The 16,914-nt window shown below is 34.1% G+C and carries 16 protein-coding genes and 2 pseudogenes; 16 read left to right on the forward strand and 2 right to left on the reverse strand.

The window, feature by feature from the left end; all coding sequences use genetic code 11:
* Positions 1-267: 267 nt before the first annotated feature.
* The 5 genes from JOD07_RS09865 (at position 268) to JOD07_RS09885 (ending at position 3,035) form a co-directional block, all read left to right on the forward strand.
* Positions 268-1,194 (forward strand): hypothetical protein, encoded by a 927-nt coding sequence (locus tag JOD07_RS09865; protein WP_204613790.1) that lies wholly within the window; start codon positions 268-270, stop codon positions 1,192-1,194.
* Positions 1,195-1,348: 154 nt separating this feature from the next.
* Positions 1,349-1,648, forward strand: a complete 300-nt coding sequence (locus JOD07_RS09870) for a hypothetical protein (protein WP_180322470.1) — start codon at positions 1,349-1,351, stop codon at positions 1,646-1,648.
* A gap of 3 nt (positions 1,649-1,651) precedes the next feature.
* Positions 1,652-2,020 (forward strand): RidA family protein, encoded by a 369-nt coding sequence (locus JOD07_RS09875; RefSeq protein ID WP_158741390.1) that lies wholly within the window; start codon positions 1,652-1,654, stop codon positions 2,018-2,020.
* A 281-nt stretch (positions 2,021-2,301) separates the two neighbouring features.
* A complete protein-coding gene (locus JOD07_RS09880; protein WP_204613792.1) occupies positions 2,302-2,724 on the forward strand; it encodes a hypothetical protein in 423 nt (140 codons plus the stop codon).
* Complete coding sequence (locus JOD07_RS09885) at positions 2,724-3,035, forward strand: hypothetical protein (protein ID WP_158741388.1); 312 nt, start codon at positions 2,724-2,726, stop codon at positions 3,033-3,035. The genes JOD07_RS09880 and JOD07_RS09885 overlap by 1 nt, the downstream gene beginning before the upstream one ends.
* Positions 3,036-3,201: 166 nt before the next feature.
* Here JOD07_RS09885 and JOD07_RS09890 read toward each other — a convergent pair whose 3' ends face one another.
* Entirely contained in the window at positions 3,202-4,569 is a 1,368-nt protein-coding gene (locus JOD07_RS09890; RefSeq protein WP_204613793.1) for a sensor histidine kinase, read from the reverse strand.
* On the reverse strand, positions 4,569-5,261 hold the full coding sequence (locus JOD07_RS09895) for a response regulator transcription factor (protein WP_204613864.1): 693 nt from the start codon (positions 5,259-5,261) through the stop codon (positions 4,569-4,571). Before JOD07_RS09895 ends, JOD07_RS09890 begins: the two co-directional genes overlap by 1 nt.
* Positions 5,262-5,440: 179 nt before the next feature.
* Here JOD07_RS09895 and JOD07_RS09900 point away from each other — a divergent pair, with 179 nt between their 5' ends.
* The 11 genes and pseudogenes from JOD07_RS09900 (at position 5,441) to JOD07_RS09950 (ending at position 16,914) form a co-directional block, all read left to right on the forward strand.
* Positions 5,441-6,364: an ABC transporter ATP-binding protein gene (locus JOD07_RS09900; protein ID WP_204613794.1), complete on the forward strand. Its 924-nt coding sequence runs from the start codon at positions 5,441-5,443 to the stop codon at positions 6,362-6,364.
* Positions 6,357-6,752: pseudogene (locus JOD07_RS09905) on the forward strand (ABC transporter permease); the annotation flags it as partial. The gene JOD07_RS09900 and the pseudogene JOD07_RS09905, both read left to right, overlap by 8 nt.
* Before the next feature lie 339 nt (positions 6,753-7,091).
* A complete protein-coding gene (locus JOD07_RS15465; RefSeq protein ID WP_330636242.1) occupies positions 7,092-9,179 on the forward strand; it encodes a methyl-accepting chemotaxis protein in 2,088 nt (695 codons plus the stop codon).
* A 31-nt stretch (positions 9,180-9,210) separates the two neighbouring features.
* Positions 9,211-9,747, forward strand: a pseudogene (locus tag JOD07_RS09915) (methyl-accepting chemotaxis protein); the annotation flags it as partial.
* A gap of 359 nt (positions 9,748-10,106) precedes the next feature.
* A complete protein-coding gene (locus JOD07_RS09920) occupies positions 10,107-10,808 on the forward strand; it encodes an arginase (RefSeq protein ID WP_158741381.1) in 702 nt (233 codons plus the stop codon).
* Between the two features lie 190 nt (positions 10,809-10,998).
* Positions 10,999-11,538 (forward strand): PadR family transcriptional regulator, encoded by a 540-nt coding sequence (locus JOD07_RS09925; RefSeq protein ID WP_158741399.1) that lies wholly within the window; start codon positions 10,999-11,001, stop codon positions 11,536-11,538.
* Between the two features lie 284 nt (positions 11,539-11,822).
* Positions 11,823-12,497 (forward strand): response regulator transcription factor, encoded by a 675-nt coding sequence (locus tag JOD07_RS09930; protein ID WP_204613795.1) that lies wholly within the window; start codon positions 11,823-11,825, stop codon positions 12,495-12,497.
* Entirely contained in the window at positions 12,494-13,528 is a 1,035-nt protein-coding gene (locus JOD07_RS09935) for a sensor histidine kinase (protein WP_204613796.1), read from the forward strand. Before JOD07_RS09930 ends, JOD07_RS09935 begins: the two co-directional genes overlap by 4 nt.
* 131 nt (positions 13,529-13,659) lie before the next feature.
* Positions 13,660-14,424, forward strand: a complete 765-nt coding sequence (locus JOD07_RS09940; protein ID WP_158741378.1) for an ABC transporter ATP-binding protein — start codon at positions 13,660-13,662, stop codon at positions 14,422-14,424.
* Positions 14,411-16,267, forward strand: a complete 1,857-nt coding sequence (locus tag JOD07_RS09945; RefSeq protein ID WP_204613797.1) for an FtsX-like permease family protein — start codon at positions 14,411-14,413, stop codon at positions 16,265-16,267. The genes JOD07_RS09940 and JOD07_RS09945 overlap by 14 nt, the downstream gene beginning before the upstream one ends.
* 185 nt (positions 16,268-16,452) lie before the next feature.
* On the forward strand, positions 16,453-16,914 hold the full coding sequence (locus tag JOD07_RS09950; RefSeq protein WP_158741376.1) for a MarR family winged helix-turn-helix transcriptional regulator: 462 nt from the start codon (positions 16,453-16,455) through the stop codon (positions 16,912-16,914).

The following is a 16,914-nucleotide window of genomic DNA, read 5'->3' on the forward strand; positions in this document are numbered from 1 at the left end:
ATACTTTTGCCCTTTTGCCATTGTAGACACTTCCTTCCCTTTTTATATTTTAAGGTGTTCGGCTTTTTGTGTCTACACTAATATACTAACACCATGTCTTCATTTGATGTCGATTCATCTGGAGGTAATGGTTCACTCAATCCGAACAGTACATATGAAGGGTGGAATTGGATTTTAGTACGAAGCAGAGGTGGGCAATGGAGACATGTGGATCATGGGTATTAACTATTCGATTCTGTTGATTTGATTCATGAAAGGAATTGATTTATGTGCCTATTTAAAGTAATCGATCGAATTCAAGAACGAACACCCTGTACTGCAGTTCAATATAGAATAAGAAGAATGCTTAAAGAAGATATTGATTCGGAATTGTTTGATGGATTCTATCATAGCAAGTGGGTTGAATTATTGAAAGCACATCAGTATGATGATGGTGGATATGGAAGATTTCATTCCCGAAACTCCAAAATAAAGCAGAAATTCCCTACTACGGAATGTGCTGTAGATTCAATGAAAATGCTGGACCTTCAACGGGGGAATTTGTTGGTAGATAAACTATGTGGCTATATGGAGGAAGTTCTAAAAGGCGGAATAGAGTGGCCCGATGGTTTTGAAAAAAATAAATGGTACAGATCTGCACAACCTTTATTTGTAGCCTCTAAGCTTTCGATATTTGGCTCAAAATGCAAGGAATTTTTCTCAATATTCAATTGTTGGCATACTATTCTGAAAGAAACCTTTGCAGATGGTGAATACAACAGGGAAAGAGCCAATAAAACAGCAAAAGAATTATTGGGGTGCGATATTGAAGGAAGTTATATCGGCCTTAATTCAATCTATCTTATCGAGTTTTTTGCTAACATGCAGGCAGAAATAGATGATGCGTTAAAGCAAAATTATTTAAAATGGCTGCATTATAGTGGAGAAAAGATAGGGTACACAAGAGTTATATTAAATCAAGGTTTTAATAACAATTTTTCTGAATTGTACAAGGTATATTTTCTTCTTTCAAAATTTCCATGCTTCAAAACAGAATTTGAAAAAGAATTAAGTATTCTAATAGATAAAAGAGACCAAGAGGGCTTTTGGAATTTTGGGAAAAACTTTTTATGTCAAAAATTATCTGATGACTGGAGAAGCCAGGAAAAGATGAAAATAGATCAAACTATTATGATTTTGCTTTTATATTTATGATAGATGTCCGTGTAAGGTTGTTTAATCATAATGGGCTTTAGTGTATTTTGAGAAATGTATAGAAGATGTTGGTATTTTTTTAGTTACTAGCCTGATTTATGACATACAGATGTCATAATTTTTTTAGTATACTTACAATAAAGGAGGGGTGAGGGTGAATGAAGTTCTTTCAAAAGAAGAATTGAGACAATTTCTAATCAACTATCATAACTTAAATGACTATGAAGGCTTTCCAGGCTCAGATGGCGTTATAGAATACTTTAAAAGAGTAGGTAGTATTCAGTACGATCCATTAAATGTGGTTGGTCGGAATTCTGACCTTGTTTTACAGTCCAAAGTTCGAGGGCATAAACCGGAAATACTTGATGTCACAATAAGTAATTTTGCAAAATATCTGGGAGTATCTCATCTGCAAGATTATTTTGATTTAATTGAAAAAAAAGGGAGAAAATAGATTATGTCTAATATTAAAAGATATCATGTTAATGAAGAATATGCATGGTCAGAAATGGTTGAGGCTGGAGATTTTGTGTTTTTGAATTTTTGTGTAGGAAATGTTGGACAATCTGTTGAAGCCCAGGTACATGAGGCTTTGGATGAAATGGAGCGTCGCCTGAAAGAGATTGGTTTGACATTAGAATCAGTGGTTAAAGTAGATGTTTTATTAAGAGATCCATGGAATATACCTGTCATGGAAAAAGTTTTTAAAGAACGTTTCTCTGGGAAGTATCCCGCAAGAAAAACCATCCAGACAGATTTTGCACATATTGGTGGTCCAGAAGGACTTCATGTACAAATGGATGCAATTGCATATAAAAGTGAGTAGAAGAAAATTTACTCAAGTTAAGAGACAGCAAAATGATTATAGCATATATGTAATATATGTCTAATAATAATGAAGAATATAAAGCAAATTTTGTACAAAAATCAATAGTTGCAAGGAATTGACATATTGCCTAAAATACAATATAATTTCGGATAATTAGTAATCATATAAGGAGGCGCGAGGCCTCCTTACTTACTATTTATTAAATTGAACGTTATGGAGATGTACGATATTGGGAACAGACTCATGTATCTTTTTATGTAATGAAGGGGGATATGATTATGTCATGTTTTATCGTACCGGCTGCAGAAGCTGTGGTAACAACCATTGTAACAAAAGTAATTGAGCATAATGAAAAGAAACAGAATGAGGGGCAACTGAAATATGGTATGAGCATTTCTTCATTTAGTAAAGAAGGCTTTTCAAAAAAACTTAAACGTTTAAATCATCTGCTTTGGGGAGGCACCGGTTTGCTTGCATTTGAACATTTATGGCATGGGGAAATTCAGCCATTTTTCCCATTCATTACAGCTGCAAGCAATCCTGTTGATACAGCAGAAATGTTAAAAGAAATGTCTACAGTAGGCGTTTCGATGGCGGTATTGGTAACGGTTGTCTGGGGTATTATGACTTATGTAACCAGCTTAATTGAGAGCAGAAAAGATGAGTTGATGACCGGTATGGAAGCGAAAGGGGTTCATTAATGACGTTGTTATTAACTGTTCTTGCTGCTGTGATCACGACAGTGGTTTGGTACACCAGTGAAAAAGCACGTCAACTAAAGGTTGGCACCTTATGTTATATGTTCTGGGGTGCTTCTATTATGTGGCTGGTTGATGCCGTTTTTGAATATATGGAATTGGGGGCAGGTTATTTTACCCCGGCAGCTGAGGCTATATTAAATGATGCTTTTCTTGGCTTATCCGTAATTACGTTGGCTTTAGTGATATGGGTTGCAGTATTGCTTGTAAAAGATCCACAGAATATTGTAAAGCAAGTACTTAAGAAAAATTAGGATTGGGAAATTAATTAAAAGTTAAGAAAGCAATGAGATGAAAATAATGGTAAAAGGAGCATTTGAGAGATCTGATGCTCCTTATTTTGTTGTTTGAAGGACCATATCAATTGTTTAAAAAATATATAATTTAGCAGATTGATAATGGTAAAAATTAAGAGAGCTATCATTCATGTCTTGCTGGAAATTCAATTGTAACTGAAAAGCCATGGGGATTTCTATTGGAAAATTGAATGACTCCATTATGTGCCTTTACGATTTGGTGAACCAATCGTAGGTCTAAACCGTGGGGAGTCTCGCTATTTACTTCATAAGTCTCTTCTAAAATAGTTCCTCTATTTAATTGCATAAGTTTTGATTCTGTCGCTCCCTTACCGTCATCAGATACGTTAATAATACATTTACCCTCACCAGATTGAATTGATATGACAATATGGCAGCCTTCCTGATTATGCTTGATGCTGTTTTGAATCAGATTTTCCAGCATACGGGCAATCAAAGAGGCATCTCCCTGTATGCCAGGTATCTCGTTCTGATTTGCTTCTAACTTCAAAGTATATTTTTCATTCAATCCATTCTCTGTGTATCCAACCAGTATTTGCCTGGTCAGCTCAACAGGATCAATGGTGCATAAATGAAGAGGTTGCATGGAATATTCCAGTTTTGAGACCAGATTTAAGTCGGTTATGAGTTGGCGAAGTTTCATTCCTTGTTGTCGAATGATGCAGGCTTGCTTTCTGATTTCTTCAGGGACACCATCACTGTCTTCAATTTCACCAGCATACCCAAGCATAATGGAAAGAGGAGTTCGTATATCATGGGAAATTCCATTAATCCATTCTGCTCTGGCTTGCTCTTTTTTTAAAAGGTGATATCCGGCATTATTCAGTTTGTGGTTGATTTCGGCTAATTCTCCTTTTTCCGGCAGAGAAACTTCTTGTCCGTTAGAGATTTTTTCAATCCCCTGTAAAATTGGAGTAATTGCTTTTTCGACCCTTTGAGTGTTCTGCCAAAATAAAAGAAGCATCAGAAAAACATTTGCTATGACAATAATGACACAGCCTGCCAGCATAAGAGAAGTATATTTTGTATTCATTGAATAGTTCCATTTCACAATGCTCTCAGGGGCACACCCAATAACCAATAAACCAGCTGAATGTTCATACACATAAGTAGGATATTCATTAAGATACCATCGGCTGAATTTTGCTATGTCTGTAGACGAGTACTGCTTGGGCAGATGACTTGGCATGTTGTACTGCCATATTACGGTTCCATAGTCATTTAACAGCATGGCCCAAGCTTGTTTCTGATCTAATAATTTCCCCACAGCATCTTCAGAATATATATCTCCCTTATCATTCACAGAAATAAGATTACTGATGGTTTTTACTGGCATTTCGAGGTGGTTTGAATTAATGTTGGCAAAGAGTAAAACACCTATAATCAGTAACATATTAAATAAAAGAAAAAAAAGGAGGAGGAAAATAGTAGAGATAAAATATTTTCGAAAGAAACGATATGCAAGCTCCATTAATATTCCTCCTTCACGATCAATTTATAACCCAATCCTTTTACAGTGAGTAAAGAAACAGGGGCAGAGGGTTCTTTCTCAATCTTTTCCCGAAGATGTCTGATGTGAGTCATAAGGGTATTTTCATAGCCTTGCCAAATCTCACCGCATGCTGTTTGACAAAGAGAACCAATTGTAACAATACGCCCTGCATTTTCTGCTAATTTTAAAAAAATCGCATATTCTTTTGCAGTGAGAGGAATTCTATCATTTTCTCGTATTACTTCTGCCAGATCTAAGTCAACACATACCGCATCAAGGACGACAATCCGATTACTTTTAGGATATGCCCGTCTCAAAATTGCGTTAACACGCAACAAAAGTTCTTTGGGTAAAAATGGTTTAACCAGATAATCATCTGCGCCAAGTTCAAAGCCCGAAAATCGATCCTCAGCTTCACCTCTGGCAGTTAATATGAGTACAGGAACCTTACTGACTGTCCTGATTTCTTGTAACAGTTCAAAGCCGTCCATTTCTGGCATCATAATATCCAGGATAATCATATCAGGTATTTTTTTAGAAAGCATTTTGAGTGCTTCTTTTGCCGAAGAGGCAGTAATGATATTCGTGTAACCTGCCCGCATAAAAATGGATTTGATCATAATTAATAAATCCTGTTCGTCATCTACAATAAGAATGGATTTGTCTAACATCATAATTGACACCTTCCACTGTTTTTTCGGGTGATATTTATCTTTTCATTTATTATATCGTATAAATTTAAGACTGCATATCTTAGTATGAGTAATCTCAAGGTAATCTCAAGGTTATTTCCAAATCTTCTTAAGGTACCTGTGATACAATGCCTTCATCAAAGGAGGTAATGTATACTATGAATGAATATGTTATTGAAACAGAAAATTTGATAAAGCAATATGGTTCCCAGAAGAGTGTTGACGGCTTAAACATGCATGTTCAGCGAGGGCGTATTTATGGATTGCTTGGAAGAAATGGTGCCGGTAAAACAACTACGATGAAAATGCTTTTGGGGCTTACCAAACCAACATCTGGGAATATTAAGATCTTTGGGAAAGATACAGGTGTACACAGCAGGGAAATTTTGCCCCATATCGGCAGCTTAATTGAATCCCCGGGTTTTTATCCTAATCTGACCGCCACAGAAAATTTGAAGATATTTGCTGATCTTCGTGGTTTAAAAAAGGAGACCTACATCAAAAATGCATTAGAACTTGTTGGCTTGCCTTATCGTGATAAAAAACTGTTCGCACAGTATTCCCTTGGAATGAAGCAACGTTTGGCAATTGCTCTTGCAGTGATGCATAATCCTGATTTATTGATTCTGGATGAGCCAACCAATGGCCTTGATCCAATCGGAATTGCCGAAGTTCGTTCTTTTATCCGTGAACTTTGCGATCTACAGGGAAAAACGATTTTGCTTTCCAGTCATATTCTTTCTGAAATAGCTATGTTGGCAGATGATGTGGGAATTATCGATCATGGTGTGCTTTTGGAAGAAGAAAGTCTGCAAGAACTGGAATTGAAAAGTCAGCAATATATACACTTTACGGTATCGGACAGTGGTCGGGCAGCGCAAATTCTCCAAAACAACTTTCATACTCGTAATTTTAAAATAAATGATAAGAACAACATTCAGCTTATGGATGTTCATATTCCAATTTCATCAATCCTTAGAGAATATATCAAGCAGGGATTGGATGTTATGGATGCTCATCTATACAAGGAGCCATTGGAGGACTACTTTAAGAGAGTAACCGGAGGTGAGGGGATTGCTTAAATTAATTAGGAATGAGTTTAGAAAATTAAAACGCAAAAAGTTTATTTTTCTAGTTATTCTGTCAGCATTTCTATTTCCGGTACCCTTGACGTACATTATTTTGACACCTTCCATAATGGAACGTTATATTAATCAGGCAGATGCTTTCGATGGACTTTTTAATATGGTGTTGGGTTTTGGAGTACAATTTTTGCTTCCTTGTATAATTGGTGTGATTGCTGCTTTATTATTCTTTATGGAGAGGGATTACGATACATTTAAAAATTTGCGAGTCATTCCTGTGACCAGTACACAGATGGTACTTGCAAAAATAACAGTGTTGTTTTTGTTTGGAATTAAGTATTACTTAACCTTTTTTTCTATCCAAACATTTTTTAATGAAAGAATATAAAATAAAATTAACAGTTTTATTGAAAAGTTAGTACTATTTTAACATTGAAAAATGTCGATACGTGTAACATAATGTAGAACGATAGATTTAAGTTTGCGACTTAAGCCGTAGACAGACTATATATGATGAATGTAGTCTGGCAGCAATCTAATGGAGTAGTTTTTTATTGAAAGGTACCTTGAAAATATTTTAAAGTTTTAAGTGATTGTACTATTTAGAAAATCAAAATAAGACTTTTAAAGAAATAAGTGATCGTAGGAATGATCAGCACAATTTTCATTTGATTTTGAAAACTCATTGGTTTAGGATGGAGGAAGATAGGAAGCAATGAAGAGAGTGTTGAATGTTAAATATGGTATTAAGGCTAAATTAATACTTAGCTTTGTTTCTTTAATTGTAAGTTCATTATTATTGATGGGTATAATCATTTATGGAGTAGTCGCTAATCAAACGAAAAAAGATTATACAAGTTCTATTCACAGGGAATTAGTTCAAGTGAATACTGGTATAGAAAACCAGTTGACATTAATTCAGGAAAATACGCTTATGTTATCACAGGATTCTCTTTTACAAGAACTGGACTCAAGAATAACTTCCTATGTTGATAAAGAAGATCCTTCTGGCATTGTTAAAATGACACCTCTGGAAAATGACCCTTATGAAGCAGAAGTATATATTACTTTGCAAAAGTTCACAGAATCTCACCCAGAAATACAAAGTATTTCATTAGGTGTTGAAGAAAATGGCGGATACCTTCGTTATCCAGCATCAGACAGGAAGAATGGATATGATGCAAGAACAAGGGATTGGTATAAACTAGGATTAGAACATCCAGATCAACCTTATTTGAATACGGATGTATATTTCGGGTCTGATGGTACCAACTGTATTCAATCACTTTCGGCCATAAAAAATGCTAGTGGTAAAGTTACAGGTGTTATAAGTCTGGACGTTCATCTCGATGTGTTAACGAAGATGATTGAGAGTATTAAAATAGGAAAAAACGGTTACGTTATTATGGTCGATAAAAATGGTACCATATTGGCAAATCCTAAAGACGAAAGTTTAGTTTCAAAAAATATCAGTGAGCTTAATATAAGTCAATTAGAGGATTTGAATAATATTAAAGCTCCGTTTGAAGCCAAAATGTCAGATGGCAAAGATTATTATATAAGCATTGAAAGACCTGAGGACCTAAATTCAAGTCTGGACTGGATTTACGTATGTTTTGTTGAGAAGTCTGAATTTTTGAGTAGTGCTAAAAGCATAGGTATGATAACAATTTTGTTTATTGCATTTTTTGTCACATTAAGCGTAGTAATAACCATTTTAATTGCTAAAAAAATTTCCAATCCAATAACTAATATCGCCAGTTATTTACGAGTAATGGGAAATGGTGATTTTTCAGCAGAAATAGATGCAAAGTATTTAATGAGTAATAGTGAAATAGGTGAAATCGCTAAATCCACTAAATCAATGCAGGTATCATTAAAAGAAATGCTATCAACAATTCAAGATTATTCTAATGCTATTAATATCAAAGCTGAAAATTTACATAATGTTGCTGAAACTGTGGCCAGTTCATCGGAAGAGGTTGCTAGTGCTGCTCAAGAAGTTTCTAAAGGTACAGAGCAACAGTCAAATAATCTAATAGATATTACTAATACACTTTCAAATTTTGCTAGAGCAATTGAAACAATGACGATAACATTAACGGATATACAAGAAAAAGCAAATTCGATTAATACATTGGCAAGTGAAGGAAACAACAATATGGGAGAACTTGTGTTATCCGTAGAAAGTGTAGGGGGAAGTTTTAAAGAATTTGAAGAAAAGATTAGAGTTTTAGGCCAAAATGTAAAGCAGATCAATGAGATTACTACTTTGATTGACAGCATAGCAGAACAAACGAATTTACTGGCGCTTAATGCAGCAATAGAAGCAGCCAGAGCAGGTGAATCGGGTAAAGGATTTGCTGTAGTAGCAGATGAAATAAGAAAACTAGCAGAGCAAAGCAAGAATTCTGCAAATGAAATTGCTCATCTATTAAGCAATATAACTAATGATACGGGTGTAATTCTAAAAAATTGCGACAGTATGAAGGTTGAATTGGATAATCAATTAACTGGAATTAACTCGACAATTAAGTCATTTAAAGAAATTGTCGGTGAAATTGAAAATGTAATTCCTGAAATTAACAAAGCATATTCTTCTGCCAAAAATATAAATCAAGAAAAAGAGAATATTTTAGAGAGAGTAGAAAGTACATCAGCTATTTCAGAAGAAACATCCGCAGCTTCAGAAGAAATAGCAGCTTCATCAGAAGAAATGAATGCAACTGCTGTTAGCTTATTCTCCACCGTAGAAAACTTAAGAGACATGGCTAAGGATATGATCAATCAGGTAAGTAAATTTAAATTATAGTAAACAAAAGATTAATCAGGCCAGCAATATTATTACTTCTATTGCAGAGCAAACGAATCTTTTAGCTTTAAATGCTGCCATAGAGGCTGCAAGGGCAGGGGAATCTGGAAAAGGTTTTGCAGTTGTGGCAGACGAGATTAGAAAATTGGCGGAGCAATCGGCAAATTCCTCCCATGTCATAGGACAAATAGTGGAGGAATTGCAGATTAATTCACAAGATGCGGTAAGCACTATGGCAAAAATAGCCCAAATTACAAAAGAACAGACTGAGAGTATTTCAAAAAGCGAAGAAAAATATAAATTGATTGATGATGCAATGAAAGAATGCCAGCAAGCAGTTACAGAATTGAATGTATTAGGCAAGAAAATGGTTGAAATGAAAAACGTCATATTAAATACTATGGAGAATTTGTCTGCAATTGCAGAAGAAAACTCTGCAGCAACCCAGGAAGTAACTTCTGCAACCATAGAGCAAGTTGCTTCTATGAAAGCTCTTTCTGAAGCCAGCGAGAATTTATCTCAACTTGCTCAAGATTTGCAGTGTACTGTTTCACAATTTAAAATTTAAAAAGTAAACTAAATGCAATTCGATTAAACTCAACAGAGATTTTGCTCTGTTGAGTTTTTTATAATCACCATTACGGATTTAAACCAACATGAAGAAAAGACATAATCTTTTTAATAATACTGATTTTTGAAAAGATATTTTCAACAAATAATCCCTTATCCTGATTAAACGGTATTATTGAGAATTGACTTTATAATATAAGAATCAAATAATAAGTATTAGCGATATATTTTGAAATAATGTAATTTTTTAGGGGTGTTGGAGTTCTAATCTTTCTAAAATATATTACAGGTAGAGTTTTAGAAGGGCAAAAAAGCACTTATATCCTAACAGGACAGTCAGATGCAGGAGGTTATGATATGGAAAAGTGCTTGCTATCCATAGATTGGGACTATTTTATCTATAGTTCAAAGTATTATTGGGGTTATTACTCAGAAAATAAGAAAAACCTGATTGACCTTTGGTATAAAAGATATATTCAGGGAAAAGCTCGGGGAGAAGATATTCAAAAAGCATTTCACCTTTCTTACGAATTTTATACATTCTGGAGCAAAATCAAGAAAAAATTTAAATTTGTAAAGGACATAAGAGTTTATGTTTCAGATTCTCATACCATGTCATATGAAATTGCACATCAAAATAACTGTAAAACAGTATACTTGTTTGATTTCCATGCGGATCTTGGGTATGGCGGATTTTTGTCTCTTGATGCTGAAGTTAATTGTTCCAATTGGCTTGGAAAACTTCTAAAGGAGCGGCTTATCAACAAAGCTGTTATTTTTTATAGCCCCCATACAATAGAGAAGCCAGAATATTTTCAATCGCTTAATCGTATTTATAACATCAGATATTATGATTTTGATAATTTCAATCAATGTGTTGTGGTGGCAGCAATTCATATATGCAGATCTGGAACATGGACCCCTCCATGGTTTGATGACAAGTTTATTCAATTTATTGATGGGTTGGGTCTGTCATATGAAATAGTGGAATGTCCGGAAAGAAAATGGGATACGGCTGGGATTAGTTTATCCGATCAGATTAATTATTTATTGGCATAGGATGAACGGGTGCGCCATAGAGTTTTCAAACTATGGTTTTTATGTGGACGGAGGGATCAAATGGAAGTTAGATATATGCTCTTTGAAAAGGTCAGGGAAAAATAGGGGTATTTTGAGTTGACAGATTAGTCAGTGCTAAAATATACTACAGTCAGTACTGGTTAATTTTTTTTATGGAAAGGTGAATGGAATGATCCCATTTTATATTCTTGGTTTACTTCAAAGATTTGGCCCCCAACATGGATATCAAATTAAAAAAATCATTGTAGAGCAGCTTTCTGATTTTACGCAAATTAAGCTGCCTACAATTTATTATCATCTCGAGAAAATGGAAAAAAGCGGTTTACTTAATGCATGCAGTGAAAAGTCAGGAAGCAGACCTGAAAAAGTTATTTATTCCATAACGGACCAAGGAAAAGAGGCATTTAAAAATATGATGTCCGAGTTACTTGAATTTGAGTATAGGCCGTTATTTTCTTCAGATGCTGTTTTTTTCTTTTCTGATTATATTGAAACAGCAGAAGTTTTTAAGCATTTAATAGATTATATAGACACCCTGAACAAATCAATATCTCATCTTGAAAACCATAAAAAAGAAACTTTAAATTTAATTCCAGCGGAATACAGAACCATGGTAAGTATTATCTTCAGCCATCATGAACGGCATTATAAGGCAGAACTTGAATGGGCTGAAGAAACATTGAGCAGTTTGAAAAGTAGTTCTTTTTAGCCTATTTGGATGCTGTTACAGCTTCTTCTGTAAGTTAGTGTATATAAGCTCCTGTCATTGAATGGATTTTTTATGACGAGGAGCTTTTTTATTAGATTCTGAAATAAGGGTTGAAGTATCACTTATACATTGTAAAATTAAGATATCGGATACTCGATGTAATAACATATATGAAGGTTTGTAACGAGATGAATGTATAGCTTTTGTGACTGTAATAGATAACTGTAATTGGCAAGCTGAAAATCATGATGAAGTTCTAAGCATTAATCATTTGAGGTGATTTTATGTATAAGATACTTATAATTGAAGACGACAGATCCCTTTGCAATCATATAAAAGAGGGCATTTCCAAGTGGAACTTTGAAGGTATTGGAGTCCAGAATTTTGAAGAAATTTTACAGGAATTTGCAAAACATAATCCACATTTGGTTATCATGGATATTAATTTACCCTATTTTGATGGATTTTACTGGTGTAAAAAGATTAGGGATCTTTCCAATGTTCCAATCATATTTCTTTCCTCAAGGGACAGCAATATGGATATCGTTATGGCGGTTAATATGGGGAGAGATGACTATGTGACTAAACCATTTTCTATGGACATTTTGCTGGCAAAAATTCAGGCCCTTATCAGAAGAACTTATGCTTACGGACAGAATGACGGGCAAATTATTGAATGTAACGGGACGATTTTGAATATTAATGACGGAACCCTTACCTATAATGGAGAGAAAATTGAACTTACCAAAAATGAATTTAAGATCCTTCAGTTGCTTATGAGAAATAAGGGGAAGATTGTATCCAGAGATAAAATAATGCGGGTACTTTGGGAAAGTGAATTTTTTATCAGTGAAAACACTTTAACAGTAAATGTTAACAGACTCAGAAGCAAATTAGAGGATATTGGCTTAAAGGATTTCATATTAACTAAAAAATCACAGGGGTATATGATACTATGATGCTATTTAAGTATTTAAAGGACTCGCACAGAACAGTTCTTTTATTCTTTTTTATGCTTTTCATCGTAGATTTAACATTAATCAGCAGTATAGATTTAAACAAACCACTATTGGATATTATTTATTTAAATATATTATTATTTTTTGCTTTTTTGATATTTTTGATTGTAGACTATGCAAAGTGGAGAAATACCTATATAGGACTAAAAAGAGCTATAGAATTTGAGGAAAATCTGGATCATTTTGCCGAGGAAGAAGGAAACCGACTGGAGCAGATGCTTATAAAAGAAATCATTGTTTTAAAAAATAAGGAAAAGTTGAGAGAGACGGAGGAGTTAAAAAGAGACTTAGAAGAAATAAATGATTACATAACAAAATGGGTTCATGAAATCAAAATACCTCTGTCAGTTTGTGAACTCTTAGCAGAAAATATAGAAAATGAAGGGATGCATGATTTTTCGAAAGAATTAAGATGGGAAATAGACAGGATTAATTTTCTAGTGAATCAAGTACTTTATATGAGCAAGGCGCTCAATTACAGTCAGGATTTTATAGTTGAAGAGATTGACTTAAACAGCCTGGTCAAAAATGTAATCAAGAGCAATATGAATGCATTTATATCTAAAAAAATAGAACTGAAAATTAATCATCTGGATTTTAATATATATACAGACAGAAAATGGACTTATTATGTCATAGAGCAGATTATCAACAATGCGTGTAAATATGTGGATGTAGGCGGAAAAATTGAATTGAATGCAGAGGAAAGGGATGAAAGCATAATACTTTCCATACGAGACAATGGAATAGGTATACCTGCAAAGGATATAAACAGGATTTTTGATAAAGGCTTTACAGGAGAAAATGGAAGAAAGACCAGTAAATCTACGGGTATGGGACTTTATATCTGCAAGAAGGTTTCAGAACAGCTTAATTTTAATATTGAAGTATCCTCTGAGGTTTCCAAATACACCGAATTCAGGATAATCTTTTACAAGTTGTCGGATTATTTAAACGTGATAAAAATGTAATATTGGAAGTGGTATTGTCACCTAAAATGATGGAGAAAAGCCTTGATAAGCATTAGAATATAGACAAAGAATAAATTCTCTTCTGTAATTTAGGAGGGAATTTTCTAATGCAAAAAAACAGGAGGGATCGTATGGAAACAGTACTTGAAACCAAGGATTTGAGAAAAGAGTATGGGACAAAAGGAATGGTTTTTACAGCTATAGATGGTATTGATCTTAATGTATACAAAGGGGAATTTTTAGGCATAATGGGTCCTTCAGGAGCGGGTAAGACCACTTTGTTAAATGTTTTATCCACTATTGACCGGCCTACATCAGGGAAAATATATTATGAAGGCAAAGACATTTTAATTATGAGAAATAGAGAACTTTCAATATTCAGAAGAAATAATATTGGATTTCTATTTCAAGATTATAACCTTTTAGACAATATGTCTATTGAAGATAACATCGCATTGCCTTTAGCTCTTTCAAATGTCAATGTAAAGGAAATCAAAGAAAAGGTAGAAAAGCTAAGTGCTTTTTTTGGCCTGAAGGAACAGCTGAAAAAATACCCTTATCAGCTGTCAGGAGGACAAAAACAAAGAGCGGCAGCAGCCAGAGCGCTCATTACCTCGCCATCTATACTTTTTGCAGATGAACCTACAGGAGCTTTGGATTCTAAGTCTTCACAGGAATTATTACAGTGTCTTTTGAAAATGAATGAGGAATTAAAGACAACGATTATAATGGTTACCCATGATGCTTTTGCGGCAAGCTATTGTAAGCGAATTCTATATTTGAAAGACGGTAAAATTCATGCAAGATTGGATAAAGATTCTACCAGAAAAGAGTTTTTCAGGAGAATTATTGACTTTGTTGGCTCCATGGGAGGTGGCTTAGGTGAGTTCATTTAAACTGGTGCTAATGAACTTCAGAAGGGATTTAAAAACCTATAGTATGTATTTGATGGCAATGGTTTTTTCAGTAGCCACTTATTATAATTTTGTGTCTATGAGGCATAATCCTCAATTTCGAGAAACACAGAACCTAACAATATATATACAAAGTGCATCGGTAACGGCATCTTTGCTTATGATTCTGTTTATGTTGTTTTTCATCATGTATTCCAGTAATTTTTTCCTCAATCAAAGAAAAAAGGAAATAGGTGTATATGTTTTCATGGGAATTGATAATTATAAAATTGCTTTCATATTTGCATCGGAGGGTTTGATGTTAGGCATAATAGCTTTGGTTGTAGGTTTGTCCATCGGAATATTGTTCAGCAAGTTGTTTTTAATGTTGCTTGCAAAAATAGCTTTGCTGAATATGAGCATTGCTTTCTTGATATCTATTAGAGGAATCATAGAGACCGTAGTTGTATTTTCAGTTATTCTGTTCATAGCTTTCCTGAAGGGATATGTGAATATTGTAAGAACTAATTTGATTGATTTGATGAACACATTGAAGAAAGCAGAAGAACTTCCTAAAGTGAATTATTTGAAAGGCTTTTCATCATTATTAGTCATAGGTGTTGCTTATTATATAGCAGTAAATTATAGTAAATTCGGTTTTGGTAATGCACTTTTATGGACAGTAATACTGGTTGTCATAGGTACTTATTGGTTATTTGGTTCATTTTTACCTATGGTTATCAGGAATTTGATTAAGAGAAAAAGTTTTCTGTATAAGGGAACCAATATTATAAGTTTTTCGAACCTGGCCTTTAGAATTAAGTACAATTACAGGAGTTTTGCAGCAGTAGCAGTTTTGGTCACTACATGTATTACTTCCTTTGGTACGGTAAGTTCTCTTAAATATTTTGTAGAGGAAAATCATAAAATTGAGGTTCCATACACTGTTACCTATGTTTCTGACAATCCGGAAGAATTAAAAAAGGTAGATGAAATAATAGCGCATTCTAAGCATAATGTTGAATTAAGGGAAAAAGCGAATTTTCTCTTTGCACCTGAATTAGATAGAATTATAATCCGACTGTCTACTTTTCAAAAAGTGTTATCTGATCTGAATGTCAGAAGTAAAATAGTGTCGGGAATCGAACGATTGGAAGAAGAAGCGGTATATATCGAAAGACCAGGAGTAATGTTAAACATGCTGGAAAAAAAAGATGTTGAGATAGGAGGTAAAGTGTATAAAGTAAAAGCTCAGGTAAAGGTTCCTTTGTTTGGCACCGGGCTGCCTTATCCCTGTGTTGTTGTCAGTGATGAAGAATATGAAACACTAAAGTTTAAGTTTGAAGAAAAGCAATTTAATGGCATTATATTGGATCATCCTGAGGATACAGAAGAATTGACCTTAAAGTTAGCTGAAGTATTGCCTGCGGAATCTGAATTGTTTACTTATTTTATAGCTCGAGCTGGTAAGTATGATTTAGTTGGAATAATTTATTTCCTTGGAGCGTTTCTGTTTTTGGTGTTTGTATTTGCTACAGGCAGTATAATATATTTCAAGATATTAAGCGAAGTCTTCAGAGATAAAGGAAAATTTGAAATACTTAAGAAAATAGGCACAACAGATTCTGAAATGAATAAGGCTGTTTCCAAGCAGGTTGGGATATTCTTTATACTGCCTTTAATAGTGGGCATTATTCATAGTATTGTTGCTATTTCAGTATTAAGTGATCTTATGAAATATGCTCTAATCATACCGACAATCATAAGTATCTTGGTGTTTATCATCGTATATGGCATATTCTATATCGTTGCAAGAAGAAAATATATTTATGTAATAGAAAGTTAGGCTTGATAAGCGAAATCAAGCCTGCTTTTATTGTATAGGAAATTCCTCAGGTTTTCCTATACAATAAAAAGTCATCTATTTATTACAGGTAAATTGAATTTGAATGATATAGTTGACAAGATGTGTTAAGTAATATATCATATGTTTAGGTTCTAAACAGATTAGTATCTAAACAAGGAGGGTTTATGTCTAAATATATTGAAATAGCTCAAACACTAGAACGGGTAATACATAAGTATAATAAAAATGAAGAGCTCAAACGCACTTATGGTACAGGCATTTTGCTGACACAGAAAGAAATCCATACTATACAACTGATTGGCCAATATCCTCATATTGGTATCGTAGAACTGGCAGAACGGCAGGGGGTTACCAAGGGGGCTACCTCTCAGATGGTAAAAAAGTTGGTTGAAAAAGGATTTGTAGTAAAAAAACAATCGCAAGTTTCGGAAGCTGAAATATGTCTGGAACTTACTGAATTAGGTCAAAAGGCATTTGAAGGACATGCAGAGTATCACCAAAGTGCAGGAAAACAATGGAAAGAGGTCATTAATCAGATGAGTGAGGCTGATTTACAGGTTGTGATGCATTTTATAGAGTCAATAGAGAAAATATTAGATGCAGAAAAATTAAAAGGAGAGAAATAA

The organism is Defluviitalea raffinosedens (assembly GCF_016908775.1).
GTDB classification, from domain to species: domain Bacteria; phylum Bacillota; class Clostridia; order Lachnospirales; family Defluviitaleaceae; genus Defluviitalea; species Defluviitalea raffinosedens.